General features: G+C 70.8%; 26 protein-coding genes and 1 riboswitch. Of the genes, 14 read left to right on the forward strand and 12 right to left on the reverse strand.

The genetic code is table 11. The features are described from left to right. Positions 1 to 26 precede the first annotated feature (26 nt). Positions 27 to 518, reverse strand: a complete 492-nt coding sequence (locus CG723_RS24985) for a flavin reductase family protein (protein ID WP_442802586.1) — start codon at positions 516 to 518, stop codon at positions 27 to 29. Positions 519 to 998: 480 nt separating this feature from the next. Between CG723_RS24985 and cdgB the strand changes: the two genes are divergently transcribed. Both cdgB and CG723_RS24995 read left to right on the forward strand, forming a co-directional pair. Next, entirely contained in the window at positions 999 to 2,708 is a 1,710-nt protein-coding gene (cdgB, locus tag CG723_RS24990; protein WP_100595700.1) for a diguanylate cyclase CdgB, read from the forward strand. 98 nt (positions 2,709 to 2,806) lie between these two features. Continuing rightward, positions 2,807 to 3,775, forward strand: a complete 969-nt coding sequence (locus CG723_RS24995; RefSeq protein ID WP_100595701.1) for a carbohydrate-binding protein — start codon at positions 2,807 to 2,809, stop codon at positions 3,773 to 3,775. 39 nt (positions 3,776 to 3,814) lie between these two features. On the opposite strand, the gene CG723_RS25000 is transcribed toward CG723_RS24995, so the two are convergent. From CG723_RS25000 to CG723_RS25010, 3 genes are all read right to left on the reverse strand, one after another. Beyond that, the gene (locus CG723_RS25000) at positions 3,815 to 4,747 is read right to left on the reverse strand and encodes a 1-phosphofructokinase family hexose kinase (RefSeq protein WP_100595789.1); all 933 of its coding nucleotides are present in this window, start codon (positions 4,745 to 4,747) and stop codon (positions 3,815 to 3,817) included. 84 nt (positions 4,748 to 4,831) lie between these two features. Continuing rightward, complete coding sequence (nagA, locus tag CG723_RS25005) at positions 4,832 to 5,977, reverse strand: N-acetylglucosamine-6-phosphate deacetylase (RefSeq protein WP_100595702.1); 1,146 nt, start codon at positions 5,975 to 5,977, stop codon at positions 4,832 to 4,834. Beyond that, positions 5,977 to 6,924: an ROK family protein gene (locus tag CG723_RS25010; protein WP_100595703.1), complete on the reverse strand. Its 948-nt coding sequence runs from the start codon at positions 6,922 to 6,924 to the stop codon at positions 5,977 to 5,979. Before CG723_RS25010 ends, nagA begins: the two co-directional genes overlap by 1 nt. A gap of 208 nt (positions 6,925 to 7,132) precedes the next feature. Here CG723_RS25010 and CG723_RS25015 point away from each other — a divergent pair, with 208 nt between their 5' ends. From CG723_RS25015 to otsB, 3 genes are all read left to right on the forward strand, one after another. Beyond that, positions 7,133 to 8,395, forward strand: a complete 1,263-nt coding sequence (locus CG723_RS25015) for an ABC transporter substrate-binding protein (RefSeq protein ID WP_442802584.1) — start codon at positions 7,133 to 7,135, stop codon at positions 8,393 to 8,395. 79 nt (positions 8,396 to 8,474) lie between these two features. After that, a complete protein-coding gene (locus tag CG723_RS25020; protein WP_234374510.1) occupies positions 8,475 to 8,693 on the forward strand; it encodes a DUF3263 domain-containing protein in 219 nt (72 codons plus the stop codon). A gap of 52 nt (positions 8,694 to 8,745) precedes the next feature. Then, positions 8,746 to 9,597, forward strand: a complete 852-nt coding sequence (gene otsB / locus CG723_RS25025) for a trehalose-phosphatase (protein WP_100595705.1) — start codon at positions 8,746 to 8,748, stop codon at positions 9,595 to 9,597. Here otsB and CG723_RS25030 read toward each other — a convergent pair. From CG723_RS25030 to CG723_RS25040, 3 genes are all read right to left on the reverse strand, one after another. After that, entirely contained in the window at positions 9,594 to 11,000 is a 1,407-nt protein-coding gene (locus CG723_RS25030) for an alpha,alpha-trehalose-phosphate synthase (UDP-forming) (protein WP_100595706.1), read from the reverse strand. The genes otsB and CG723_RS25030 overlap by 4 nt on opposite strands. A 110-nt stretch (positions 11,001 to 11,110) precedes the next feature. Beyond that, positions 11,111 to 13,219, reverse strand: a complete 2,109-nt coding sequence (locus tag CG723_RS25035; protein ID WP_100595707.1) for a DUF7927 domain-containing protein — start codon at positions 13,217 to 13,219, stop codon at positions 11,111 to 11,113. Between the two features lie 37 nt (positions 13,220 to 13,256). Further along, the gene (locus tag CG723_RS25040) at positions 13,257 to 14,204 is read right to left on the reverse strand and encodes a glucosyl-3-phosphoglycerate synthase (RefSeq protein WP_100595708.1); all 948 of its coding nucleotides are present in this window, start codon (positions 14,202 to 14,204) and stop codon (positions 13,257 to 13,259) included. A 218-nt stretch (positions 14,205 to 14,422) separates the two neighbouring features. Then, positions 14,423 to 14,554, forward strand: a riboswitch (SAM riboswitch). On the opposite strand from CG723_RS25040, the gene thrC reads away from it, so the two are divergent. From thrC to CG723_RS25065, 5 genes are all read left to right on the forward strand, one after another. Beyond that, entirely contained in the window at positions 14,548 to 15,858 is a 1,311-nt protein-coding gene (gene thrC, locus CG723_RS25045; RefSeq protein ID WP_100595709.1) for a threonine synthase, read from the forward strand. It overlaps the preceding riboswitch by 7 nt. A 59-nt stretch (positions 15,859 to 15,917) precedes the next feature. Continuing rightward, entirely contained in the window at positions 15,918 to 16,193 is a 276-nt protein-coding gene (locus tag CG723_RS25050) for a MoaD/ThiS family protein (RefSeq protein WP_100595710.1), read from the forward strand. A gap of 425 nt (positions 16,194 to 16,618) precedes the next feature. Then, positions 16,619 to 16,822 carry a cold-shock protein gene (locus tag CG723_RS25055; protein ID WP_005315736.1) on the forward strand — a complete coding sequence of 68 codons (204 nt, stop codon included), beginning with the start codon at positions 16,619 to 16,621 and terminating at the stop codon, positions 16,820 to 16,822. Positions 16,823 to 17,141: 319 nt separating this feature from the next. Next, positions 17,142 to 18,767 carry a chaperonin GroEL gene (gene groL, locus CG723_RS25060; RefSeq protein WP_100595711.1) on the forward strand — a complete coding sequence of 542 codons (1,626 nt, stop codon included), beginning with the start codon at positions 17,142 to 17,144 and terminating at the stop codon, positions 18,765 to 18,767. Between the two features lie 154 nt (positions 18,768 to 18,921). Further along, positions 18,922 to 19,632 carry a DUF6215 domain-containing protein gene (locus tag CG723_RS25065; protein ID WP_100595712.1) on the forward strand — a complete coding sequence of 237 codons (711 nt, stop codon included), beginning with the start codon at positions 18,922 to 18,924 and terminating at the stop codon, positions 19,630 to 19,632. A gap of 91 nt (positions 19,633 to 19,723) precedes the next feature. Here the strand turns inward: CG723_RS25065 and CG723_RS25070 are convergent, their stop codons facing one another. Together CG723_RS25070 and CG723_RS25075 are read right to left on the reverse strand one after the other, a co-directional pair. Next, a complete protein-coding gene (locus CG723_RS25070) occupies positions 19,724 to 20,008 on the reverse strand; it encodes a hypothetical protein (protein ID WP_100595713.1) in 285 nt (94 codons plus the stop codon). Between the two features lie 59 nt (positions 20,009 to 20,067). Then, a complete protein-coding gene (locus CG723_RS25075) occupies positions 20,068 to 20,880 on the reverse strand; it encodes a hypothetical protein (protein WP_100595714.1) in 813 nt (270 codons plus the stop codon). Positions 20,881 to 21,000: 120 nt separating this feature from the next. On the opposite strand from CG723_RS25075, the gene CG723_RS25080 reads away from it, so the two are divergent. Then, the gene (locus CG723_RS25080) at positions 21,001 to 21,294 is read left to right on the forward strand and encodes a hypothetical protein (protein ID WP_100595715.1); all 294 of its coding nucleotides are present in this window, start codon (positions 21,001 to 21,003) and stop codon (positions 21,292 to 21,294) included. 163 nt (positions 21,295 to 21,457) lie between these two features. Here CG723_RS25080 and CG723_RS25085 read toward each other — a convergent pair whose 3' ends face one another. Both CG723_RS25085 and CG723_RS25090 read right to left on the reverse strand, forming a co-directional pair. Continuing rightward, positions 21,458 to 21,667 (reverse strand): DUF397 domain-containing protein, encoded by a 210-nt coding sequence (locus CG723_RS25085; RefSeq protein ID WP_100595716.1) that lies wholly within the window; start codon positions 21,665 to 21,667, stop codon positions 21,458 to 21,460. Continuing rightward, positions 21,642 to 22,487 (reverse strand): helix-turn-helix domain-containing protein, encoded by an 846-nt coding sequence (locus tag CG723_RS25090; protein ID WP_199841886.1) that lies wholly within the window; start codon positions 22,485 to 22,487, stop codon positions 21,642 to 21,644. Before CG723_RS25090 ends, CG723_RS25085 begins: the two co-directional genes overlap by 26 nt. A gap of 40 nt (positions 22,488 to 22,527) precedes the next feature. Here CG723_RS25090 and CG723_RS25095 point away from each other — a divergent pair, with 40 nt between their 5' ends. Beyond that, positions 22,528 to 22,821: a hypothetical protein gene (locus CG723_RS25095; RefSeq protein ID WP_324904389.1), complete on the forward strand. Its 294-nt coding sequence runs from the start codon at positions 22,528 to 22,530 to the stop codon at positions 22,819 to 22,821. Beyond that, positions 22,818 to 23,021 carry a hypothetical protein gene (locus CG723_RS25100; RefSeq protein ID WP_100595718.1) on the forward strand — a complete coding sequence of 68 codons (204 nt, stop codon included), beginning with the start codon at positions 22,818 to 22,820 and terminating at the stop codon, positions 23,019 to 23,021. Before CG723_RS25095 ends, CG723_RS25100 begins: the two co-directional genes overlap by 4 nt. Here the strand turns inward: CG723_RS25100 and CG723_RS25105 are convergent, their stop codons facing one another. Further along, positions 23,022 to 23,531 carry a MarR family winged helix-turn-helix transcriptional regulator gene (locus CG723_RS25105; RefSeq protein ID WP_100595719.1) on the reverse strand — a complete coding sequence of 170 codons (510 nt, stop codon included), beginning with the start codon at positions 23,529 to 23,531 and terminating at the stop codon, positions 23,022 to 23,024. It abuts the gene before it with no gap. 161 nt (positions 23,532 to 23,692) lie between these two features. Here CG723_RS25105 and CG723_RS25110 point away from each other — a divergent pair, with 161 nt between their 5' ends. Then, positions 23,693 to 24,223, forward strand: coding sequence for a YceI family protein (locus CG723_RS25110; protein WP_100595720.1), 531 nt, complete (start codon positions 23,693 to 23,695; stop codon positions 24,221 to 24,223). Positions 24,224 to 24,235: the final 12 nt, after the last annotated feature.

Consider the following 24,235-nt stretch of genomic DNA (forward strand, 5'->3'; position numbering starts at 1 on the left):
GGCCTCAGAGGGCCGGGCGTCGGGCATCAACCCAACTGCCGGTACTTCCCCTTGAAGTAGGCCAGGGGTCCGCCCTCGCCGCCGGGCAGCGACGCCGCGAGCACCCGGCCGATCACCAGCGTGTGGTCCCCGGCCGGCACCCGCTGCTCCGTACGGCACTCGAGCGTCGCGAGCGCGCCGCCCACCAGGGGCGCGCCGGACACCTCGCCGCGTACGTACGGGATGTCCTCGAAGAGCAGACGGTCGCTGATGCGGCCCTTCATCGCGAAGCGGCCCGCGATGTGGCGCTGGCTCTCGGAGAGTACGGACACCGCCCACAGGGGCTGTTCGTCGAGCAGGTCGTCCATGCGGGAGCCGTTGCGCAGACTGACGAGGACGAGCGGCGGGTCGAGGGAGACGGACAGGAACGCCGTGGCCGTCATGCCGACGTCCTCGCCCAGGGGAGCCGACGGGTCGTCCGGGTCGAGCGGCACCTCGCGCGCGGTCACCAGGACCACGCCCGCGGCCAGTCGGGACATGGCGGCGCGGAACTCGTCGTTGCTCACCCCCTCAGCATGCCCGGCCAGGGCGGGCGCGGGGACGAAAGCGCCAGGGGGGTATGTGGGGGTCGTGCGGGCGGTGGGGGAGAGCGGGTGATTCTTCAGCGGCGGGGGAGTCTTCAGCACGTCTCGACGCTAGCTTCGGTGCCGTGCCCGCCACATCGGGCCTTGGGCCGAGGCCGGTCCTAGGACCTGTGGTGGATCTCGTCCGGATATGGAGGTGTTCGGGGGTGTTTTTCGTTCAGGAAGTGCAGGGGGCGCGCGCCGGGGCACTCCTCAACCCTTCATCTCCTCCTGTGACTTGAGTCACAGGAGCCATATTTTGTTGACCCTGTGTACCGGGTGGACAGCTCGCTGTGATTCAGTGGCGGAGACACTGCAACAAGAGCGTGCATACGCGCGTGCGGAATCGGCGATCAGAATTCTGGAGTGCTGTCGAGGTCTCGGGGAGAGCTGAGCATGGAGACCGAGTCGGAGCCGTACGTCCGTCTTGCGACCCTGCGGCAGCTTCACCAGGTGATGGCGGACATGAACACCGCCCGCAGCCTGGCCGACACCCTGCAGACGGTCTCCGACGGAGTCGTGAACGGCCTCGGATTCGAGCTGGCCTGCGTCAATCTCGTGCGCCCCGACGGTGACCTCGTCGTTGCCGCCTTCTCCGGCGACTCCTCCGCCGAAGCCCTCATCACCGGCCGGGTCGGCTCCCGTGCCTCCTGGGACCGCCGCCTGTCCATGGGCGAGGCCTGGGGCGACCTGCGGTTCATCCCGCACACCGAGGGCTGGGTCCTCGACGAGGACGACGTACCCCAGTGGTTCACCGACGGGCCGCCGCCCCGCTTCGAGGACGAGTGGCACCCGTCGGACCGCCTCTTCGCCCCGATGTACGCCACCGGCGGCTCCGGCGGCGAACTCCTCGGCGTGATCTCCGCCGACCGCCCGCGCAACGGCAGGCGCCCCGGCGCCTGGGGCCGCGAGGCCCTGCAGATGTACGCCTTCCAGGCCGCCATCGCCATCAGCAACGCACGGCTGCGCGCCAACATGCAGCGCGCCCTCGTCCGGCTCGAACGCGAGCAGCAGGCCCTGCGCGCCAGCGAGGAGTCCTTCCGCCAGGCCTTCGAGTACGCGCCCAGCGGCATGGCCATCGCCGAGATGGGCGGCGACCAGCACGGGCGGCTCCTGCGCACGAACGACGCCCTGTGCCGGCTGCTCAGCCGCCCGGCGTCCGCCATGCGCCGCTACTCGTTCTCCGACCTCGTCCACCCCGAGGACATCGGCACGCTGCTGCGCACCTCCGCCGAGGGCGGCCGCGCCGAGCTGCGCCTCGGGCGGCGCGACGGCACCTATGTGTGGGTGTCCCTGCGGAACTCGGTGGTGGCCGACGCCGCCGACGGGCCGCGCTTCCTGCTCACCCACGTCGAGGACATCGAGGAGCGCAAGCGCCGCGAGCAGCATCTCGCGCACCGCGCGTCCCACGACTCCCTCACCGGCCTGCCGAACTCGGCGGAGCTGCGCTCCCGCCTCTCGGCCCGCCTGTGCCACCGCCCCCAGCTGCCCGAGCCGAGCGCCGTGGACTCCCTGGACGCGGCGTACGGGGACCGCACCGGCGGCTCGTACGACACGAACGGGCACGGATTCGACTTCGCGGGGGCCGCTGCCGCCGTGGCCGGACAGCAGACCGGCGGGTCCGGGCCCTCCGGCGGGATCTACGACGACTATGGCTTCGATCACCACGTCCACATCGACGCGCCCGAGGGGGACACCGACGACGGCACGAAGGGCCTGGCGGTCCTCTTCTGCGACCTGGACGGCTTCAAGTCGATCAACGACCGGTTCGGGCACCACACCGGAGACGTCGTCCTGATCGAGGTCGCACGGCGGCTGACCAGCGGTGTCCGTGACGGGGACACCGTCGCGAGGCTCGGTGGTGACGAGTTCGTCGTGCTCGCCGACGGGCTCGGCCGGGCCGACGCAGAGGACCTCGCCGTCCGTCTGCGGAACGCGATCATTCCGCCCATCCGGGTCGACGGAAGAGCGGTTCGTGTGGGCGCCAGTTTCGGCATCGGCTGGGCGCACTGCGGGATGACGGCCGACGAGGTGTTGAAATCCGCTGACCAGCGGATGTACATCGAGAAAAGGTCGCGTGCCAAGCAGCACCGACGGGCCGGATGATCTCCTTCCGCGGGTATCGGTGAGGTCAACGCCACCCCTTCGGACCACTCCCACCGGGTACGCTCGCCGGGTAAGCGATACGTAGGGAGTGATCAGGGATGGCGCCCGCTGACAACGGCGAGGGCACGCCCGCGGACGACGATCCGTTCGGCTATCTGTACGCCGACGGGCAGGCGGCCGGGGCGACACCGCCCAGCGGGGGCGGCGGCTACGGCTACCCGGGTCCCCGGTCCTACCACCAGGTCCGGCCGGTCGGTGAGCGCCAGTACGGGCAGCAGCCGCAGCAGGCGCCGACCGCCGCGTACGGCCAGGCGCCCCCGCAGCAGCAGCCCCAGGGCTACGGCCAGCCGAACGCGCACTACTCGGCCCCCGAGACGCTGCCCGGCGGCGCGCCGACCACGGTGACGCCCACGCAGCACGGTGGTGGCGGCGGCCGGGGACGCGGGCCCAACACCAAGGGCCTGCTCATCGGCGCGCTCGCCGTCGTGGCGGCCGTGGTCATCGGCATCGGGGTCGCGGTCCTCGGCGGCGACTCGAACGACGACGCGAAGGGCGGCGACGCGGGCGGGCAGCCGTCCGGCGGCTCGCAGTCGGTCCAGCCGAGCGAGACGGCCTCCAAGAAGGCCGACGAGCCGGTCGACCTCCCGAAGACCGATGCCAAGGCGCTGAAGCTCGAGGGCGGCACGGCCACCGCGTCGGACGTCAAGGGCGCCAAGGCCGACGGCGGCACCTATGTGGCCGGCTTCAACCAGGTGGGCGCCAAGCTCACCTGGACGGTCAACGGCATCCCGAAGGACGGCGCGTACAGCCTGCGCGTCAACTACGGCGTGCCCGGCAAGCACGCCGACGCGACCATCACGGTCAACGGCAAGGTGCAGACCCGCCCGCTCAACATGGACAACTTCTCCGGTGCCAAGGAAGGCGACTGGGAGAAGGGGTGGACCACCACCTGGTCCGTCGTCCAGCTCAGCAAGGGCACGAACGCGATCACGATCTCGTGCGAGCAGGGCAACCAGTGCGACGCCAATTTCGACCAGATGTGGCTGGTCAAGGGCACCAAGGGCTGAGCAATCCAGACTGGGACAGCAGCGGCCGGGGCGCGAGCCCTAGGCCGCTGTCGTCGTCTGTTGCGTCACCGAGACCCGGCCGAGCAGTTCCTCGTACGCCGCGCGGTCGAACTCCCCGGCCACCGGGGCCAGTACCGTCGCCGCGGACAGGGCGACCGCGCGGGCCAGGCGGTCCGGCCACGGCAGGTCTTCCACGTAACCCGAGAGCAGGCCCGCGACCGCCGAGTCGCCGGCGCCCGTCGGGTTGCCCTTCACGCGGTCCGGGGCCGGGGCGCGCCAGCTGCCGTCCGGGGTGACCGCGAGGAGGCCCTCCGGGCCGAGTGAGGCGACCACGGAGTGCGCGCCGCGGCGGCGGGCGTCGCGGGTGGCGCGCAGGGGCTCGTGGGAGCCGGTGAGCTCGGCGAGCTCGTCGGAGTTCGGCTTGATGACGTCGGGGCGGGCCGCGAGCCCCCGGCGCAGGGGTTCCCCGGACGAGTCGAGCAGCACGGGCACGGACGCGGCGCGGGCCGCGCGGACCAGCTGGGCGTACGCGCCGACGGGGACGCCCGGCGGGAGGCTGCCGCACAGGGCCACCGCGGACGCGGACGTGAGCAGCTCCTCGTAGGCCTCGGTGAACGCGGACCACTCGGCGGGGGCGACGAGCGGGCCCGGCTCGTTGAGCTGGGTCGTGTCGCCTGACGCGCCGTCGACGACGGCGATGGTGCGGCGGGTGGCGCCCGAGACCGGGACGAGCGCGTCCCGGATGCCGGGGGAGTCCAGGAGCTGTTCCCTGAGGGCGCGGCCCGTGCCGCCGCCAGCGAAGCCGGTGACGGTCACGTCGTGGCCGAGCGCGGCGAGCACGCGCGCGACGTTGAGGCCCTTGCCGCCGGGGCGTTCAGTGACCTTGGTGACGCGGTGCGACGCGTGCGGGTGCAGCGCCGGCACGTCGTACGTGATGTCGAGCGCGGCGTTCAGTGTGACCGTGAGGATCACGAGACCCCAGCCCACCCCTCAGTTCGGGACTACCTTCAGTAACGCGGCCTGATCATGCCAAAGACCGGGCGGTAGGCCCAGACCTCACGCGAGCTGGGGTTCCACGATCCACCGGCCCTTGCGCATGACGCCCTTGAGGTCGAAGTCCTCGTCCAGGACGACGAGGTCGGCGTCCTTGCCGGGCTCCAGCGAGCCCACCCTGTCGTCCACGCCGAGCAGGCGGGCCGGGTTGGCGGAGATCGCGCGGACGATGTCCTCGACGGGCAGCTTGTCGATGGTGGCGGCGCGCTTGAACGCGCGGTCCAGGGTGAGCGTCGAACCGGCGATGGAGTTGCCCTCGACGAGCCGCGCGACGCTGTCCTTCACCTCGACCTCCAGGGTGCCGAGCATGTAGCGGCCGTCGCCGAAGCCCGCCGCGTCCATGGCGTCGGTGATGAATGCGACGCGCCCGCTGCCCACATGATGGAACGCCAGCTCCAGGGCGGCCGGGTGCAGATGCGTGCCGTCGTTGATGAGCTCGACGGTGATCCGCTCGTCCTCCAGGAGCGCCGAGACGGGGCCCGGGGCGCGGTGGCCTATGGCCGGCATCGCGTTGTAGAGGTGCGTGGCGACGGTGGCGCCCGCGTCGATGGCCTCGACGGTCTGCTCGTACGTGGCGTCGGTGTGGCCGATCGCGGCGATCACGCCGTGCTCGGCGAGGAGGCGTACGGAGTCGATGCCGCCGGGGAGTTCGGGGGCGAGGGTGAGCATCTTGGCCTGGCCGCGCGCCGCGTCGAGCAGCTTGCGGACCTCGGCCGGGTCGGGGTCGCGCAGGAGCGTTTCGTCATGGGCGCCCTTGCGGCACGGGGAGATGAACGGGCCCTCGAAGTGGATGCCCGCGATCTCGCCCTGCTCGGCCAGCTCGGACAGCAGGCCCGCGCGCTGGGTGAGGAAGTCCGAAGCGCCGGTGACGAAGGACGCGACGACCGTCGTGGTGCCGTGCAGGCGGTGTGTGCGGACGCCCTTGAGGATGTCGTCGATCGATCCCGAGGTGAAGGAGGCCCCGCCGCCGCCGTGGTTGTGGATGTCGACGAAGCCGGGCACGACCCAGTGGCCGGTCAGATCGGTGGAGGGGGCGCCGGCCGGCGCGCTGCCGGCGATCCTCGCGCCGTCCACGATCACGCGTCCGTTCTCGACGACGCCGGCCGGCAGGACGACGCGGGCGCCGGAGAGAACATTCAGAGCGGCCATCAGGCGACTACCTCCGTGGAATCGGTGGACTGGGCGAGCAGGTCCCAGGCGAGCAGGCCCGCGCCCAGGCAGCCGGCGGTGTCCCCGAGGGCCGCCGGGACGATCGTGGGCAGCTTCTGGAACGTCACGCGTTCCTCGACGGCGGCCCGCAGTGGTGTGAACAAGGTTTCCCCCGCCTCGGCCAGACCGCCACCGATGATCAGGGTGCGCGGGTCCAGCAGAGTGAGCGCCGTGACGAGCCCGTCGGCGAGCGCGTCCACGGCCTCCAGCCAGACCTGCCGCGCCCTGGGGTCCCCGGACTCGACGGCCTTGGCGCAGTCCGCGGCGTCCGCCTCCGGGTCGCCGGTGGCCTCGGCCCAGGCGAGCGAGACCGCCGACGCGGAGGCGTAGCGCTCCAGGCAGCCGCGCTGCCCGCAGCTGCAGTCCGTGCCGCCGGGGCGTACGACGATGTGGCCGATCTCCCCGGCCGAGCCGTGCGCGCCGGGTTCGATGCGGCCACCGATGCCGATGGCGCCCGCGATGCCCGTACCCAGCGGCACGAACAGGAAGCGGTCCGCGCCCTTGCCCGCGCCGAGCCGCCCCTCACCGAGGCCGCCGGTGCGCACGTCGTGGCCGAGGGCGACGGGGATGCCTTCCAGCCGCTCGCTCAGCAGCCTGCGCATCGGCACGTCGCGCCAGCCGAGGTTCGACGCGTACAGGGCGATGCCGTGCTCGTCGTCGACGATGCCGGGCACCGCGACGCCGGCCGCGGCGGCCGGCTCCCCGAGGTGCTCCTCGCCGTACGCGCGCAGGTCGGCGGCGAAGCCGAGTATCGTCTCGACGATCGCGTCGGGCCCCCGCTCGCGGCCGGTGGCGCGCCGCGCCTGGTGGAGCAGGGTGCCGTCGGCCCCGACCAGGGCGGCCTTCATTCCGGTGCCGCCCACATCGAGGGCGATGACGTGTCTCACGGGGACAGTCTCGCGCCTCGACCCGCGAGAGGTCTAGTCCACTTGCATGGATCTTGCGTCGATGTGTACGGATGATGCGTTTCCGCTTTCCCGGCGAAGGCCCGTTGCGGGTGCGAAACCCGTGTGGTGTAGACCTTATGACCGGGCCTCGTGAGCATTCCGGGTCCGAAATCCTGACGAGCGACATCAAGAGGGTGGGAAACCGGCTGTGCAGCGGCGCATGACAGGTCTGACGGCGGCGGTGGCCGCGCTCGGCATGGCGGCGACGCTGGCCGCCTGCGGGGGCCCCGGCTCCGAGGACGTGACCCTGAAGCTGGTGGCCGCCGACTACGGCGACTCCCCGGCGAACAGCTCCCAGAAGTACTGGGACAAGCTGGCCGCCGCCTTCGAGAAGAAGAACCCCGGCATCAAGGTCGACGTCAGCGTCTACTCCTGGAGCGACGTCGACGCCAAGGTCAAGAAGATGGTCGCGGACGGCCACGCGCCCGACATGGCGCAGATCGGCGCGTACTCCGACTACGCCGCGAGCGGCAAGCTCTACAGCGCGAACGACCTGCTCTCCATCCCCGTGCAGTCCGACTTCCTGCCGCAGCTCGCCGACGCCGGCGAGGTCTCCCGCGTCCAGTACGGCATGCCCTTCGCGTCGTCCACGCGGCTGCTGTTCTACAACAAGACCCTCTTCGACAAGGCCGGCCTGACCCCGCCGCAGACCTGGGCCCAGCTCCAGGCCGACGCCAAGGCCCTCAAGGCGCGCGGCGTGAAGATCCCCTACGCGCTGCCGCTGGGCCCCGAAGAGGCGCAGGCCGAGACCATGATGTGGATGCTGAGCGGCGGCTCCGGCTACACCGACGACGTCGGCACCTACAGCCTCGACTCCCCGCAGAACGTCAAGACCTTCGAGTGGCTGAAGAACGACCTGGTCGGCCAGGGCCTCACCGGTCCGACGCCGCCCGCCAAGCTCGACCGCGCGCAGGCCTTCGCGGCCTTCACGCGCGGTGACGTCGGCATGCTCAACGGGCACCCGACGCTGATGCAGATGGCCGCCAAGAAGGGCGTGAGGTTCGGCACGGTGCCGATGCCCGGCATCAACGGCAGGGCCAGGTCGACCATGGGCGTCGCCGACTGGATGATGGCGTTCCGGCAGAACGGCCACAAGGACCAGGTCGGCAAGTTCCTCGACTACGTCTACAGCGAGAAGAACGTCCTCGACTTCTCCCGCGAGTACGACCTCCTGCCGGTCACCAACTCCGCGTCGGACACGATGGCCGACGACAAGCGCGACCAGAAGCTCTGGAAGTTCCTCGGCGAACTGCAGAACTCGGAGCTCTACCCCGTCGGCAAGACGTCCTGGGCCCAGGTCAGCGCCGGCGTCAAGCGCGAGATCGGCTCGACCGTCGGCCCCAACGGCAACCCGGGTGCCACCCTCGGCCGGCTGGAGCGGGCGGCCGACGCGGCGGAGAACGCGGAGTAGCGTCGCTGCCGTGAGCGAACCGCCGTACGCAGAGCCCGAACCGCCCGCCGAGGACGCGGAGGATGCGCCGCCCGTCGGCCTGTCCCCGCGTGAGCAGGGCGTTCTCGCCCTGGAGCGGCGCGGGTGGGCGTCGGCCGGGGCCAAAGAACGCGCCGTGCGCGAGGAGCTGGGCCTCGCCCCGGTGCGCTACTACCAGCTCCTCAACGCGCTCCTCGACGACCCGAGGGCCCTCGCCCACGACCCGGTCACGGTCAACCGGCTGCGCCGCATACGGGAGGCCCGCCGCGGGGAGCGCTGACCCGCACCCGTGCATCGGAGTACGGTCCGCCTTACGCGGATAGGCTCGGCCCATGGGCAGCCCACAGCACGACCTGCCGTCGCCTGTGACCTCCGCCGGGCGTGACGGCCTCGACGCACTCCTCTCGGACCCCGCGCGGGCCGTGATCGCGCTCGACTTCGACGGCACGCTCGCGCCGATCGTGCCCGACCCCGAACAGGCCCGGGCGCACCCGGACGCCGTCCGCGCGCTCGCCGCGCTGGCCCCCCAGGTCGCCTCCGTCGCCGTGATCACCGGCCGCCCCGCGGGCGTCGCCGTGCGCCACGGCGGTTTCGCGGGCGTCCCCGGCCTCGAACACCTCGTGGTTCTCGGCCACTACGGCGCCGAGCGCTGGGACGCCGTCACCGGCACCGTCCACGCCCCCGCCCCGCACCCCGGCGTCGCGGCCGTCCGCGCCGAACTGCCCGGAGTCCTGGAGTCCGTGGGGGCCTGGCGCGGCACCTGGGTGGAGGAGAAGGGCCGTGCCGTCGCCGTCCACACGCGCCGCGCGGGCGACCCGCAGGCGGCGTTCGAGGCGCTGCGGGCGCCCCTGTCCGACCTCGCGGCCCGCCACGGCCTGATCGTCGAGCCCGGCCGCCTCGTCCTGGAACTGCGCCCGCCCGGCATGGACAAGGGCGCGGCGCTCACGGCGTACGTACGCGAGGTGGGCGCGACGTCGGTGCTCTACGGGGGCGACGACCTCGGCGACCTGCCCGCGTTCGCCGCCGTCGACAAGCTCCGCAAGGACGGGGTGCCGGGCCTTCTGGTGTGCAGCGGCAGCTCGGAGGTCACGGAACTGGCCGAACGGGCGGATGTCGTGGTGGACGGGCCGCAGGGAGTTGTGGGACTCATGTCGGACCTGGCGCGCGCGATCAGCAGGCCCTAGCCCCCCAGCCCCCGCAGCGCGTTCAGCTGGTCGAGGAACCACTGGGCGGGCGGCAGCGCGGTCGCGGCGGCGGCGAGCCGCTTCGCGCGCTCGCCGCGCTCCCCGCTGCCCATGACCAGCGCCGCGTGCAGTGCCTCGGCCGTCGCCGACACGTCGTACGGGTTCACCACGAGCGCGTCCTCGCCCAGTTCCTCGTACGCCCCCGCCTCCCGCGACAGGACCAGCGCGCATCCCTCGTCGGAGACGACCGGGACCTCCTTGGCGACGAGGTTCATGCCGTCCCTGATCGGGTTGACCAGCGCCACGTCGGCCAGCCGGTACGCGGCCAGGGAGCGCGCGAAGTCGTCCTTCACATGGAGTACGACCGGGGTCCAACTCTCCGTACCGAAGTGGGAGTTGATCTCCTCGGCGACCCGGGACACCTCGTCGGTGTACTCCCGGTAGACCGTCAGGTCCTGCCGTGACGGGTAGGCGAAGGCGACGTGCACGACCCGCTCGCGCCACTCGGGGTGCTCCTCGAGGAGGAGCCGGTACGCGCGCAGGCCGCGCACGATGTTCTTCGACAGCTCCGTGCGGTCCACGCGGACGATCACCTTGCGGTCCGGGTCGCCGATCTGCTCCCGCAGCGCGGCCAGCCGCTCCTCGACGTCGGGGCGCCGCGACCGCTCCCGCAGGAAGTCCGCGTCCGCGCCGAGGCCGTGCACCCCGATCTCCGTGCCGAACGTGCCGCCCACCACGGCCTCGCAGCACGCCGTGAACGTGTCCGCCCAGCGCCGCGTCAGGAACCCCAGCCGGTCCGCGCCCAGCATCCCGCGCAGCAGCTGCCCCGCGATGTCGTCCGGCAGCATCCGGAAGTAGTCGACCGGCGCCCACGGGGTGTGCGAGAAGTGCCCGATGCGCAGGTCGTCGCGCAGCTCGCGCAGCATCCCCGGCACGAGCGCCAGGTGGTAGTCCTGCACGAGGACCGCCGCGCCCGGCCCGGCCTCCGCGGCCAGCGCCTCGGCGAACGCCCGGTTGTAGGCCTCGTACGACGCCCACCGCGCACGGAACTCGGGCCCGAAGACCGGCTCAAGAGGCGTCTGGTACAGCATGTGGTGGACGAACCAGAGGACCGAGTTCGCGATGCCGTTGTACGCGTCGGCGTAGACCTCGGGGTCGATGTCGAGCATCCGCACCCCCGGCTCTCCGACGCCGCGCCGTACCGCCTCGCGGTCACCCGCGCCGAGGGCCGCGCACACCCACACCGCGCTCGCGCCGTCCGGGTCCTGTCCGATCGCGGAGAGCCCGGAGACGAGCCCGCCCCCGCCGCGCCGCGCGTCGAGCGTCCCGTCGGCCCCGAGCTCGTACGAGACCGGACCGCGGTTGGACGCGACGAGGATCTGTGCACCCTGCGTGGAAGCCATACGGGCAAACGTAGCCCGGCCCGTAAACGCTCAAACGTACGGCCGGACTCCGTGGGAGCCCGGCCGTATACGATCCGCCGTTCGTCTGTCCTGACACCTACCCCTGCGCGTCAGTCACGCCGGCTGCGCGCCGCCGCCACCGCGAGGACGCCGAGCCCCCACAGGGCCGCCGCGAGACCGCCGTACAGGAGCGTGTGCGAGCCGCCTGTCGTGGCCAGCTCCGAGCCGTCCACAGGCCGGTGCGGCCCGTGCGACTCCCCGGGCGGGCCCGGGCGGCCCTGCTGCCGCCTGGCCGTGATGACCGACGTGCACGGGTCGTCCTCGCCGCGCCGGGCCTTCGGGCAGTTGGTGCGCGGCACGTCCGACGTCACGGTGATCACGGTGGTCCCGCCCGTCGTGCAGGACGCCTTCACACGTTGCGAGATGACTACCTTGCCGTGGGTGGCGACGTCACCCTTCCAGACGTAGACGGACCCCCGCTTCGTGATGGTCCCCGTGGACGCGACCGGGGCCGAGCCCGCCGTCACGGGCCACTCGACGGCGGCGCCGGTGCGGTTCCTGGCCGAGAAGTCGGCGATCGTGATGGTGTTCCCGGTCTCCTCGCAGGGCGGCACGACGGGCCGCTCCGGCACGTTCGTGATGCGCAGGGCGGGCGGCGCCGGGGGCTGCGGCTTCTCGATCTCGGGGGCGGTCCCGCAGCTCGGGTCGGTGCTGCCGGCCCCGCAGTTGGAGAGCGGTGACTGCACCTCGACGCCGCCCGGCAGCTTCCCGTCGCCACGGACCGGGTCGTGGACCTTCACCGAGTACGTGATGGTGGCGGTCTTCCCGGCCGGGATGTAGCCGGTGTAGCCGATCCTCGGCGCGGTGTACGAGACGTGGCCGAGGTCCGTGCGCACGTCGCCGTTGTACGTCGCGTCGTCGAGGTTGCCGGTCAGGTCGTCGCTGAACTCGGCGTTCGGGTAGTCGAGCGAGCTGATGTTCTTCGCCTTCAGCGTGTAGGTGATGGTGTCGCCGGGGCGCACCGCCTTCGGGCTCGCCGTCCTGGTGACCTCCAGGTCGGGGACCGGGACGGACAGGGCGAGCGCCGAGGGGACGTAGGTGTCGCCCTTGGTGGTGAACGTCAGCTCGGTGGAGGTGGCGCCCGGCGGGACGGTCTCGTCGGGGAGCTCGAACTCCTTCGCGTCGATGCTCAGGTTGTTGACCGTCTTCGGAGAGACGGCGCCGCGGTCCTGGCTGATGAAGAAGTTGTTGGTGTTGCCGGTGTGGGCTTCGGTGACGTTCTTGCCGTCGACCAGGAACCGGTCGCCCGGCATGTTCCAGTCGCTCTCGTACGCGGTGACGCCCGCCCGCACCTTGCCGTCGCCCGCGCGGTGGAAGCCGTTCACGCCGATCGTGGTCGCGGGCGAGACGGGGCGCTGGAGGACGTGCCCGCCGTAGACGTACACGTTGCGCCGGCCCGGGGCGTACATGGAGTTCGGGGCGTCGTACTTGTAGACGACGGTCATCGACCAGCCGGCCGCGCAGCCCTTGCCGTTGGGCGCCCAGATGCCGCCGACCGCGACGGGGACGGGCGCGCCGGTGCCGGTGACGCCGGCGAACAGGCTCGTGACGTCGGCCTCGCCCGTGTAGTAGTGCGGGCCGTCGGTGGCCGCCGGGTCCCGGACCAGGTCCTCGGTGGAGACCCTCGCCGCGGCCCTGCCGTTCACGGCGACCACGGGCAGGGCGGCGAGCGGGGCGCTCGGCGAGGGCTCCACATCGGCGCCGGAGATGTCGCACCGCGCGAGCTCCGCGCCGCTCGGGCCCTTGTACGTGCCGTCGTTGCCGCCGTAGAACAGGCGGGCGTACGCCACTTTGGCGCCCGGCGGGATCGTCACCCGGCCGGTGCTCGAGCCGTAACCGGCCGTCGTACCGGCCGTGTTGACGCGCCGCATCACGAACGCGTTGTTGTTGTCGCTGCCCCGGCCGCCGGCGGCGACCGCGCAGCGCGCCGCCAGGTCGGCCGGCGCGGCCGGACAGCCCATGACGGTGTTGCCGATGGTCACGAAGTCGCCGTACAGCGCTTCGTCGTAGCGCTTGGTGAACGGGGTGACCACGTCGGCCGAGGCGGGGGTCGCGGCGCCGAGCGCCGTCAGCGCGGTGGCCGTGGCGACGAGCGCCCCGGCGGTGCGGGTCGCGGCTGCGCGCAGCCGTCGCCCACCCGAAACTTGTCTGAGCCACATAAAGGGCAATGTAGGCAAAACATACGATTACCCCCGGCTACGCCACGCGGCGCTCCGCGTACTCGGTGATTTCGGTCATCGGGGGGCGTTCCTCGGTGTCCACGTCGTGCGTGCGCGGCTCGAATCCCTGTTCCCCGCGCTCGAACTGGGTGAGCACCGGACGTACGAGGTGCCCGCGCGCGAGCCGCAGCTGTGCGGTGCGGTAGATGGCCGCGGCCATGCGCCCGAGCGCCTGCCCGTCCTGGTGCCGGTGCTTGCGCACGCCGACGTCGACCTGCCCGAGCGCGTCCAGGCCCACCGTGTGCAGCGCGTCGACGAGGAGGCCCAGCTCAACCCCGTAACCGACCGGGAACGGCAGGCGCTCGAGGAGCGACCGGCGGGCCGCGTACTCGCCGCCGAGCGGCTGCACGAACCCCGCAAGGAGCGGCCAGTGCAGATTCAGGAGCGGGCGCGCCACCAGCTCCGTGACCCGGCCGCCCTGACCCGCTGCGGACCCGAGCGGACGGTCGTACATCGCCTTCACGAAGTCCACGCCGGGATCCGTGAGCAGCGGGCCCACGATCCCCGAGACGAAGTCCGCGGAGAACTCCTTCAGGTCCGCGTCCACGAAACAGACGATGTCGCCGCTGGTGACGAGCAGCGAGCGCCACAGCACCTCGCCCTTGCCGGGCACGGCCGGGATCCTCGGCAGGATCGCGTCCCGGTGCACGACCCGTGCCCCGGCGGCCCGCGCGACCTCGGCCGTGCGGTCCGTCGAACCCGAGTCGATCACCACCAGCTCGTCGACCAGCGGCACCCGCTCCGTCATCAGGGCGCGCCGGATCTCGGCGACGATCTCGCCGACCGTCTCCTCCTCGTTCAGCGCGGGCAGCACCACGCTCACCGAGGTGCCCGCGGCGCGCTTCGCGGCGATCAGCTGAGGGAGCGGGCGGTCGGTCACCGACCAGGAACGCCTGCTCAGCCAGCGCTCTACTTCTTCCAGCACAGTGCGCGGCTCCTCACTGTCGGATCACTGTCGGATCTCTCGGTTCTATCGGTTCTGCCGAACCCGCTGGGTCACGCACTGTGATCCATCTCGCGGTACGGACGACTATCTCAAGCGTCCAGGCCTTCGGTTACAGTCTTGAACAACGCCGGTGACCATCGCATGTCGGGGTCGCCGCCGCGCTTGAGTGATCAAGCGCCAGCTCAACAACCGAATAGCGCTCATCCAGAGGGACAGAGGGATACGGCCCGTTGAAGTCCCGGCAACCCTCCCGCCGACCTTGCCGAGGTCCAGGTGGGGAAGGTGCCAATTCCGTCTCGTGGCGAGATGCGCCGCGAGGAAGATGAGGAGAAAGGGCCTCGCCATCATGGCTGCGCAGACTGTCGCCACCACCACTTCCGTTGATCTCGGACCCGCCTCGGCGCTTTCCTGCCGCGAGTGCGGCACCAGCTTCCCGCTCGGACCGATCTTCGCCTGTGCCGAGTGTTTCGGGCCGCTCGAAGTCTCCTACGACCTGCCGACGGGCGACCCCGAGTCGCTGCGCAAGGAGATCGAGGCCGGACCCGCCAACATCTGGCGCTACGCCCCTCTCCTGCCCGTCCCGGCCGACGTCGCCGAGAAGCCCAACCTGAACCCCGGCTGGACCAAGCTCGTCAAGGCCGACAACCTCGCCCGTGAACTCGGCGTCGAGCAGGGCAAGTTGTTCGTCAAGGACGACTCCGGCAACCCCACGCACTCCTTCAAGGACCGCGTCGTCGCCCAGGCCATCGAGGCCGCCCGCGCCTTCGGCTTCACCACCCTGTCCTGCTCCTCCACCGGCAACCTCGCCGGCGCCGTCGGCGCCGCCGCGGCCCGCGCCGGCTTCCGCTCCTGCGTGTTCATCCCGCACGACCTGGAGCAGGGCAAGGTCGTCATGGCCGCGGTCTACGGCGGCGAACTCGTCGGCATCGAGGGCAACTACGACGACGTCAACCGCTTCTGCTCCGAGCTCATCGGCGACCCGCTCGGCGAGGGCTGGGGCTTCGTCAACGTCAACCTGCGCCCGTACTACGGCGAGGGTTCCAAGACCCTGGCGTACGAGATCTGCGAGCAGCTCGGCTGGCGGCTCCCGGACCAGCTGGTCATCCCGATCGCGTCCGGCTCCCAGTTCACGAAGATCGACAAGGGCCTCCAGGAGCTGATCAAGCTCGGCCTCGTCGAGGACAAGCCGTACAAGCTCTTCGGCGCCCAGGCCGAGGGCTGCTCGCCGGTCTCCGTCGCCTACAAGGGTGGCCACGACGTCGTGCGGCCCCAGAAGCCGAACACGATCGCCAAGTCGCTCGCCATCGGCAACCCGGCCGACGGCCCGTACGTCCTCGACATCGCCCGCCGCACCGGCGGCGCCGTGGAGGACGTCAACGACGAGCAGGTCGTCGAGGCGATCAAGCTCCTCGCGCAGACCGAGGGCATCTTCGCGGAGACCGCGGGCGGTGTGACGGTCGGCGTGACGAAGAAGCTGATCGAGGCCGGCCTGATCGACCCGGCGCTCACCACCGTCGTCCTCAACACCGGCGACGGCCTCAAGACCCTCGACGCGGTCGCCGAGACGTCCCAGGCGACCGCCACCATCCGCCCGAGCCTGGACGCGTTCCGCGACGCGGGCCTCGCCCACTGAAGACCCCGCGAAGACCCGCGAACCCTCGCGACACCCGCACGGAAAGGCTGCAGCCCGACATGAGCGTCAACGTCCGCATCCCCACCATCCTGCGCACCTACACCGGCGGCAAGGCCGAGGTCGCCGCCGAGGGCGCCACCCTCTCCGAGGTCATCGCCGACCTGGAGAAGAACCACACGGGCATCGCGGCCCGCGTCCTGGACGACCAGGGCAAGCTGCGCCGCTTCGTCAACGTGTACGTCAACGACGACGACGTGCGCTTCGAGCAGGGCCTCGAGACGGCGACGCCGGCAGGCGCGGGCGTCTCGATCATCCCGGCCGTCGCCGGAGGCTGATCGCCCGGCCTGACGAGGCCACACAGAGTTATCTGAATTGCCCCCTCCGCGAGAGAAGCGGAGGGGGCAATTCCACAGGGTTGAGCGCGGTAGAGTTGGGAAGCGAGCTTCGCGCTTGTGCCGAGCGCATATATGAAGTCGGCCGCCGTCCGACAAGAAGCAGCCAAAGTGCCCCACCCTTATCGGGTGTTCGTGGCATTTGTCGGGCCCGAGTTGCCCCGGAATCCAATCAATCTGCCGCTTATTACCGCTCTGCCGTGCCCAGAATTCTCGTCCGATTGACCTGTTGCAGACGGCAGTTGGGCAGATACATTCAGCCGCGGTCGACGCGTTCCGGCGCACACCTCCAACCAATGGGGCGTGAGGTCTGACCCGGGTCCGCGAAGTGCGGGCCTGTGCAAGGGCCAGTAATAGGGGAGTTAGTCATGGCTCAGGGCACCGTCAAGTGGTTCAACGCGGAGAAGGGGTACGGCTTCATCGCGGTCGACGGTGGTGCGGATGTATTCGTCCACTACAGCGCCATCCAGATGGACGGATACCGCACCCTTGAAGAGGGTCAGCGAGTCGAATTCGAGATCTCGCAGGGCCAGAAGGGTCCGCAGGCGGACATGGTCAAGCTCGCCGTCTGATCTCGGCGCGATCGGCCACCGACACACTCACGCCGAGAGGCCCGTATCCCGCGAGGGGTGCGGGCCTCTCGTGCGTGTGCGGGCGGCCCGCGCGCGCCGCCCGCGGCGACCGCGCGTCTGCCGGAGGCGCTTGCACTCTCCTAGGTCGAGTGCTAATCATTGCGTTAGCACTCTGAAGGTGAGAGTGACAGAACTTGGATCGGGTCGGTGAGGCTCGCAGGCCGGGTGGGGCAAGGAACCACACGGCATGCAGGCCGTCCGTCGCGGGCACCAGCACGGTCCGTTTGCGTTTCCACCCCGTCCGGGAGGACCACTTCACATGGCCAAGATCATCGCGTTCGACGAGGAGGCACGGCGCGGCCTCGAGCGCGGCATGAACCAGCTCGCCGACGCCGTCAAGGTGACCCTGGGCCCCAAGGGTCGCAACGTCGTCCTCGAGAAGAAGTGGGGCGCCCCCACGATCACCAACGATGGTGTGTCCATCGCCAAGGAGATCGAGCTCGAGGACCCGTACGAGAAGATCGGCGCCGAGCTGGTCAAGGAGGTCGCGAAGAAGACGGACGACGTCGCCGGTGACGGCACGACGACCGCGACCGTCCTCGCCCAGGCGCTCGTCAAGGAAGGCCTGCGCAACGTCGCGGCCGGCGCCAACCCGATGGCCCTCAAGCGTGGCATCGAGAAGGCCGTCGAGGCCGTCTCCGCCGCCCTGCTCGAGCAGGCCAAGGATGTCGAGACCAAGGAGCAGATCGCTTCCACGGCCTCCATCTCCGCCGCCGACACCCAGATCGGCGAGCTCATCGCCGAGGCGATGGACAAGGTCGGCAAGGAAGGCGTCATCACCGTCGAGGAGTCGCAGACCTTCGGGCTCGAGCTTGAGCTCACCGAGGGCATGCGCTTCGACAAGGGCTACATCTCGGCGTACTTCGCCACCGACATGGAGCGCATGGAGTCGTCGCTCGACGACCCGTACATCCTGATCGTCAACTCGAAGATCGGCAACGTGAAGGACCTCCTTCCGCTGCTCGAGAAGGTCATGCAGTCCGGCAAGCCGCTGCTGATCATCGCCGAGGACGTCGAGGGCGAGGCCCTGTCGACCCTGGTCGTCAACAAGATCCGTGGCACCTTCAAGTCCGTCGCCGTCAAGGCCCCGGGCTTCGGTGACCGCCGCAAGGCCATGCTCGGCGACATCGCCATCCTCACCGGTGGCACCGTCATCTCCGAGGAGGTCGGCCTCAAGCTGGAGAACGCCGGTCTCGACCTGCTCGGCCGCGCCCGCAAGGTCGTCATCACCAAGGACGAGACGACGATCGTCGACGGCGCCGGTGACAGCGACCAGGTCCAGGGCCGCGTCAACCAGATCCGTGCCGAGATCGAGAACTCGGACAGCGACTACGACCGCGAGAAGCTGCAGGAGCGCCTGGCGAAGCTCGCCGGCGGTGTTGCGGTCATCAAGGCCGGTGCCGCGACCGAGGTCGAGCTCAAGGAGCGCAAGCACCGCATCGAGGACGCCGTTCGCAACGCGAAGGCGGCCGTCGAGGAGGGCATCGTCGCCGGTGGCGGCGTGGCCCTGCTGCAGGCCTCCGCGGTCTTCGAGAAGCTCGAGCTCGACGGTGACGAGGCGACCGGCGCCAACGCCGTGAAGCTCGCGCTGGAGGCCCCGCTCAAGCAGATCGCCGTCAACGGTGGTCTCGAGGGTGGCGTCGTCGTGGAGAAGGTCCGCAACCTTCCCATCGGCCACGGCCTGAACGCCGCGACCGGTGAGTACGTCGACATGATCGCCGAGGGCATCCTCGACCCGGCGAAGGTCACGCGCTCTGCCCTGCAGAACGCCGCGTCCATCGCCGCGCTGTTCCTCACCACCGAGGCCGTCATCGCCGACAAGCCGGAGAAGGCCGCCGCGGGCGGCGCTCCGGGCGGCATGCCGGGCGGTGACATGGACTTCTGAGCCTGACGGTTCAGCCTGTCCTTTCCGAGGGCGGCACTCCTCTTCACGAGGGGTGCCGCCCTCGGGCGTTCCCCGGTCGGTTTTCCTTGTCCGCCCGGTGATCACGGGTTAAGGTCCCCGGGCATATGTCAGGGGATCGGGGCGGGTGGGGGACATGACCGACAGTGACGACGTGCCCAAGAAGGGCATGAACGCGTGGGGGCAGGCGATATCGGCCGTGGCGCTGGTGGCCGCGCTCGCCATCGGATTCTGGGCGATCGCGAAGACGGACGCCGAGAGCAGCGCCGAGCCGAAGCCGGCGACCTGCTCGGGCGGGGAGGCCGAGAAGGGCGCGAAGGCCGGTAAGGCGGCGGGGCAGGTCTCCGGCGCCCAACTGTGCGGAGTGCTCAACCGGCGGGACCTCGCCGAACTGCTCGGCACACCGACGGAGATCGCGAAGTCCGCGTCGGGCAGCGCGAGTTCGATCAAGACGGCCGGTGGACGCGAGATCTCCACGCCCTCGGCGCGGGTCGAGTTCGAGACGTACACCGTGACGCTGGAGGGCACCTACGACGGCCATCCGGTCGCCGACACCGCCGGCCTCTTCGGGGACACGCAGAAGCGGCGGACGTTCCTGGGCCACCGGGCGGTCCTCTACTCGGACCGCACCATCAGCATCAGGTTCCGCCTCGACGGCAGCGATTCGAGCAGCGCTCCCGGGGTCCCGGCCCGTGTTCTGTCCGTGGCGCAGGACGCGAAGGACAAGGGTGGCTCCTTCGAGCTGTCGCTGTGGCGCTCGGACGGCGCGGTGCCGGACGACACGATGCTGTTCCAGGTCGCCGAGAAGGTGCTGCCGAGGATCCCGGGGTGGGCGGCCGCCAAGTGACGGCCCGCGCACGGTGAGCTTCGTTCGGTCGGTGCAGGTCGGCGTGTGCGTGCCGGGCCCCGCGACCGGGACACGATCCGCCTGACAGGCCCTAGAAGTGCGGGACCGGCGATTCCTGGTAGCTGGTCCAGGCTTCGCGGCCGGCCTGGACCGCGCTCTGCGCCTGGTGGAGGGTCCGGGAGGCCATCTCGCCGGGTGGCACCTCCCAGCTGCTGGTCCAGGTACGGCCCGCGCGGACCAGTTCGAACACGAGCAGGCCGACACCGGCCGCTCCGATCAGCATCCCGGCGCCGGTCAGCACGGCGCCGGTGGTCAGCCGCCCCTGATCGGGACGGAACTCGGTCCAGGAGATCTTCGAGAACGTGCTCTCAGCCATGAATTCAGGATGCGGGACGGCGGGACGGGTCGCATGCGGAGAGAGTGTCCGCAGGGCGATCAGCCCAGCATGGGGCCGTCGAACTCGGGCACGGGGGAGGTCTGCCCGGCATCGGGAACCGCCACCCGGACCGGCTTGCCGTGCTGCGACAGCGACAGCGTGACGGTCATGCGGACCCCGCCCAGGTTCAGGTCCGTCCGGGCGCGGACGATGCGGCCCTTGCCGTCGATCCAGGCGTCGGCGAACACCGGCAGGTCGCTGCCCAGGTAGTCCCTGGCCTCGTCGGCCTTGTCGCGGATCTTGGAGGTCGTGCGCAGGGTCAGGGTGGAGTGCCCGAGGGTGCCGCGGTAGTGCGTGGCGGGGACCTTGTCGAGGTTCTCGGTGCCGCTCTCGGTGACCTGACGCATCGCGGAGATCTGCTCGAGGACGTACTCGGGGTCGTTGAGCGGGGCGCGCAGCATGGCGTGCGCCTTCGCCGCCGAGCGGGAGGTCGAGCCCCAGCCGTCCATGGCGAGGTCGCCGGTGCCGCGTACGTAGACCGTGTCGTCGGCGAAGACCTCGTCGATCCTGCCCGTGGGGCCCCCGGGCATCCGAACCGAGAGTGCGCCGCGGTCGGCGTCCAGGTCGAAGCCGCCGGTGATGTCGATCCGGTAGGTCTGGCCCTGGCCGTCGGAGATCTCGACGTTCTGCCGGGTGTGCGCGGAGGTGGCACGGGTGGCCTTGACCGCGGCGCGCACGGCGTCGGCCGGGGCGGCCTTCGCGGCCGTGCTCTTCGCGGCGGAGCCGTCCCCGGCGTCGTCGTGCGCGCCGCAGCCCGCGCACAGGGCGGCGGCGGTCACGAGGGCAGCGGTGAAGGGCAAGGGGGCGCGCATGGATGCTCCGGCGTCGGTGTGCGGCCGAAGTATGTGTGCGGCCTGTGAAGGTGATTGCGGCTTGAACGATATCGCGGGGCATCGGGGCTCGCGGACGGTGCTCCGGGGTGACCTGACGCGGTGCCGTTCGTTGCGCCGGGCATGACGATGAACATGCCCGTGCGGGCTCTGGTGACAGGGGTGTTGGCGGCTTCGGCGGTGGCGGGGGTTTTCGCCCCGGGCGCGTACGCCGCCGATCCGGAGCCGCCGCACCAGACGGTGATCATGTCGAACGAGGAGGCGGAGGCGGCCGGCCTGGTGTCGCCCGGGTTCGCACCGGCCCCGTGCTACGAGCCCGGGCTCTACTACTTCGGGAGCCCTGCGCCGTCGGCACCGTCCGGATACGCACCCGGCTTGTGCGGCCTGCGGTTCTGACCCGCCCGTCGCGGGCGGGGTGTCAGCGGGCCGAGTCGCTTCCCGAAAGTGTCAGGCTTCGCCAACTCGCAGGGAGGGAGGGTGGGTTGAAACCCACCTCCCCATCCTTGAAAGCAGGGCTCGGGGCTCGGGGCTCGGGGCTGAGGCTCCGGGCGGGGTCCGGTCAGTGTCGGCGCAGGTCGTCGATGAACGCGGTCCAGGCCTCCGCCCGGAGCACGAGCTTCGGGCCGTCGGGGCTCTTGGAGTCGCGGACGGGGACGAGGCCGGGGTGGTCGTGGGTGACTTCGAGGCAGTCGCCGCCCTGGCCGCCGCTGTACGAGGACTTGTGCCAGGTGGCCGAGGTGAGGTCAGGCTCGGGGTGCGTGATCTTCATGCGCGTAATCCTCCGCCACTGATTCGATCAGGGCCAGTGATTGCCTCGGAGTGAGTGCATCGGCCCTGAGCAGATCGTAGGACAGCTGGTGGCGGGTGACTGTTGCCAGATCATCCGTCAACTGCCCCATGCTGGGGGCCTCGACGAACGAGAGCGGCGGTGCGTCCCTGAAGTACATGAGCTTGAGCGGGCCGTCCAGGGCGGCATGCGCCCCCGCAGAGAACGACACCACCTGAACAATCACCCGGCGCCTACGGATCAGCGCGGTGATGTGCCGCAGGGCCTCGGCCATCACCGCAGGTCCGCCGACTTCCCGTCGCAGGGCGGCCTCATCCAGAACAGCCCACAACAAGGGCTTTGTTGGATCGTCGAGGAGGCGGGTCCGTTCCATCCGGGCCGCCACCAGCTTGTCGATCGCCTCCTCCGGGGCCGTGGGCTGGTAGGCCAGGAAGACCGCGCGGGCGTAGGCCGGGGTCTGGAGCAGGCCAGGGATCAGCAGCGACTCGTACTGCCTGATCTCGATCGCGATGGCCTCCGCCTCGGCCGCCTCCGCGAAGTGCTCGGGGTGCTTCGACTCGTTCGCCTTCACGCCGTGCCGGACGAAGAACCCCGCCGTCCCCAGCGCCCCGTCCAGCCGTTCCGCCATGTCCGGCAGGATCCTGCGCGTGCCCGCCTCCATCTGGCCGACGTACGACCCGCTCACGAACAGCAGCTCGCCCAGGGCCTGTTGGGTCAGGCCCGCCCGCTCTCTCGCGTGGCGGAGTTCCTCGCCGACCATGACGCGGCGGGAGGCGGGGTCGAGGTCCTTCGGTCCGGTCACGTGCATCGACTCCCAGAGCAACAAAGGGATTGTTGGGCCGGTGGCTCTGGAAAGAGTAGAGCCGATCCCGTCACGCTGGGTGGTGGAAGCGGAACTTGGCGTGAAGGAGCGGGCGATGGTGGTGCGGGACGCGGAGCGGCTGCGGGTGGTCGAGGAGACCGTCGCGCAACTGCGGGCCGAACTGGGGGTGTTGGGCGTGCTGCTGCCGTCCCTGCGGGTCGACCCCGTGTCGGCGGCGGGGGAGGTCGGCTATCCGCTGGTGGACCTGGGATGCGTGAATCTGGATACGGCGATGCGGCTGGTCGCCGTACTGCATGACAGGCGCGGCGCGTGAACATCGGCGCGTACGTGATCGACGTACGGGACGGACGCGTCGGGCAGGTCATGGGGCGCGAGGGCGGTTACGTACAGTTGCGGCCGCCCGGCGGCGGGCGCGAGTGGGACTGTCCGCCGGAGGCGGTGGAGCCGGCGCCCGTCGCGGAGGAGCTGCGGGCGCGGGTGCGGGTGGTGAACCGGGAGGGGCGACTGCCCTGATCAGTTACGCGCCTCTTCGGGCGAGGGGATGAGGCTGTGCAGTGCCTCCTGCTGGGCGGCGCCGACGAACTGGGCGATGGCGTCGGTGACCGTGGCGGCGAGGGCGGCCGAGGCCTGTCGCAGGAGGGTGCGGGCCTTGTCGGTGAGGGCGACCTCGACGCCGCGCTTGTCGCCGCAGGCCGAGGCGCGGGTGACGAGTCCGGCCCGCTGGAGCAGGGCCACCTGGTAGGTGAGGCGGGTCTTGGGGCGGCCGAGCAGGTCGGCGATGCGGGTCATGCGGACGCCGCCTTCCGTGGACTCGCCCTTCTCCTCCGCGAGCAGGCACAGGATGAGGAACTCGTCGTGGGAGACGCCGAGTTGCTCCTTGACGACGGAGCGCAGCCGCTGTTCCACGCCTCCCGTGGCCGCGAGCAGCAGCATCCACGCGCGCAGCTCGGGCGGCAGCAGGCCGGCGCCCGCGCTCGGACAGCCGGACGGGCTCTCGTCGGGTTCTGCCGCGTCGTCGCTCATGGGGCCAGAGTTTACCGGTTGTCCAAATTTGCCCTACCGGTTGTGCAAATTTGGATCAGTGACTAACGTGAGGTGCGCGAGTGATCCAAATTTGGATTACTGAAGCTCAGTGATCCGTGCTCAGTGATCAGCAGCCGAGTGATCAGCAACCGGGAGAAGTCATGACCGTCGCCGTGGAAACGGGGCAGTGGCAGCTCGACGCCGACGCCTCCACCGTCGCGCTCAAGCACCGCACCATGTGGGGGCTCGTCACCGTCAAGGGCGCCTTCGGTGTCGTCGGCGGGGGCGGTGAGGTCCGGCCCGACGGGACCGTCACCGGGGCCGTGACCCTGGACGCCGCCTCGCTCGACACCAAGAACGCCAAGCGCGACACCCATCTGCGCTCTGCGGACTTCTTCGACGTCGAGAAGCACCCGGAGATCACCTTCGAGGTGCGGGGCGTCGAGACCGGTGCGGACGCCGCGGCGCAGGTGGACGGTCAGCTGACCGTGCGCGGTGTCAGCAGGCCGGTGTCCGTACCCGTGCGGCTGACCCGGGAGGGCACGGACGCGGTCACCTTGGCTGCCGAGTTCACCGTGGACCGGGCGGAGTTCGACATGGGGTGGAACCAGCTGGGGATGCTGCGCGGGCTGACCGCCGTCGCCGGGTCCCTCCGTTTCACGCGAGTGCCGGGCGGCGTACAGGAAAGCTGAGAGCCGGGGCCC

This window comes from Streptomyces sp. CB01635, from assembly GCF_002803065.1.
Taxonomy (GTDB): Bacteria; Actinomycetota; Actinomycetes; order Streptomycetales; family Streptomycetaceae; genus Streptomyces.

Coding starts and splice junctions, on each gene's coding strand:
- groL (WP_100595711.1), top strand. CDS start 17,142: ATGGCCAAGATCATCGCGTTCGACGAGGAGGCACGGCGCGGCCTCGAG.
- cdgB (WP_100595700.1), top strand. CDS start 999: ATGGAGACCGAGTCGGAGCCGTACGTCCGTCTTGCGACCCTGCGGCAG.
- CG723_RS25085 (WP_100595716.1), bottom strand. CDS start 21,667: ATGAAGATCACGCACCCCGAGCCTGACCTCACCTCGGCCACCTGGCAC.
- CG723_RS25110 (WP_100595720.1), top strand. CDS start 23,693: ATGACCGTCGCCGTGGAAACGGGGCAGTGGCAGCTCGACGCCGACGCC.
- CG723_RS25065 (WP_100595712.1), top strand. CDS start 18,922: ATGACCGACAGTGACGACGTGCCCAAGAAGGGCATGAACGCGTGGGGG.
- CG723_RS24995 (WP_100595701.1), top strand. CDS start 2,807: ATGGCGCCCGCTGACAACGGCGAGGGCACGCCCGCGGACGACGATCCG.
- CG723_RS25075 (WP_100595714.1), bottom strand. CDS start 20,880: ATGCGCGCCCCCTTGCCCTTCACCGCTGCCCTCGTGACCGCCGCCGCC.
- CG723_RS24985 (WP_442802586.1), bottom strand. CDS start 518: ATGTCCCGACTGGCCGCGGGCGTGGTCCTGGTGACCGCGCGCGAGGTG.
- CG723_RS25030 (WP_100595706.1), bottom strand. CDS start 11,000: ATGGCTTCCACGCAGGGTGCACAGATCCTCGTCGCGTCCAACCGCGGT.
- CG723_RS25070 (WP_100595713.1), bottom strand. CDS start 20,008: ATGGCTGAGAGCACGTTCTCGAAGATCTCCTGGACCGAGTTCCGTCCC.
- CG723_RS25050 (WP_100595710.1), top strand. CDS start 15,918: ATGAGCGTCAACGTCCGCATCCCCACCATCCTGCGCACCTACACCGGC.
- otsB (WP_100595705.1), top strand. CDS start 8,746: ATGGGCAGCCCACAGCACGACCTGCCGTCGCCTGTGACCTCCGCCGGG.
- thrC (WP_100595709.1), top strand. CDS start 14,548: ATGAGGAGAAAGGGCCTCGCCATCATGGCTGCGCAGACTGTCGCCACC.
- CG723_RS25055 (WP_005315736.1), top strand. CDS start 16,619: ATGGCTCAGGGCACCGTCAAGTGGTTCAACGCGGAGAAGGGGTACGGC.
- CG723_RS25105 (WP_100595719.1), bottom strand. CDS start 23,531: ATGAGCGACGACGCGGCAGAACCCGACGAGAGCCCGTCCGGCTGTCCG.
- nagA (WP_100595702.1), bottom strand. CDS start 5,977: ATGGCCGCTCTGAATGTTCTCTCCGGCGCCCGCGTCGTCCTGCCGGCC.
- CG723_RS25035 (WP_100595707.1), bottom strand. CDS start 13,219: ATGTGGCTCAGACAAGTTTCGGGTGGGCGACGGCTGCGCGCAGCCGCG.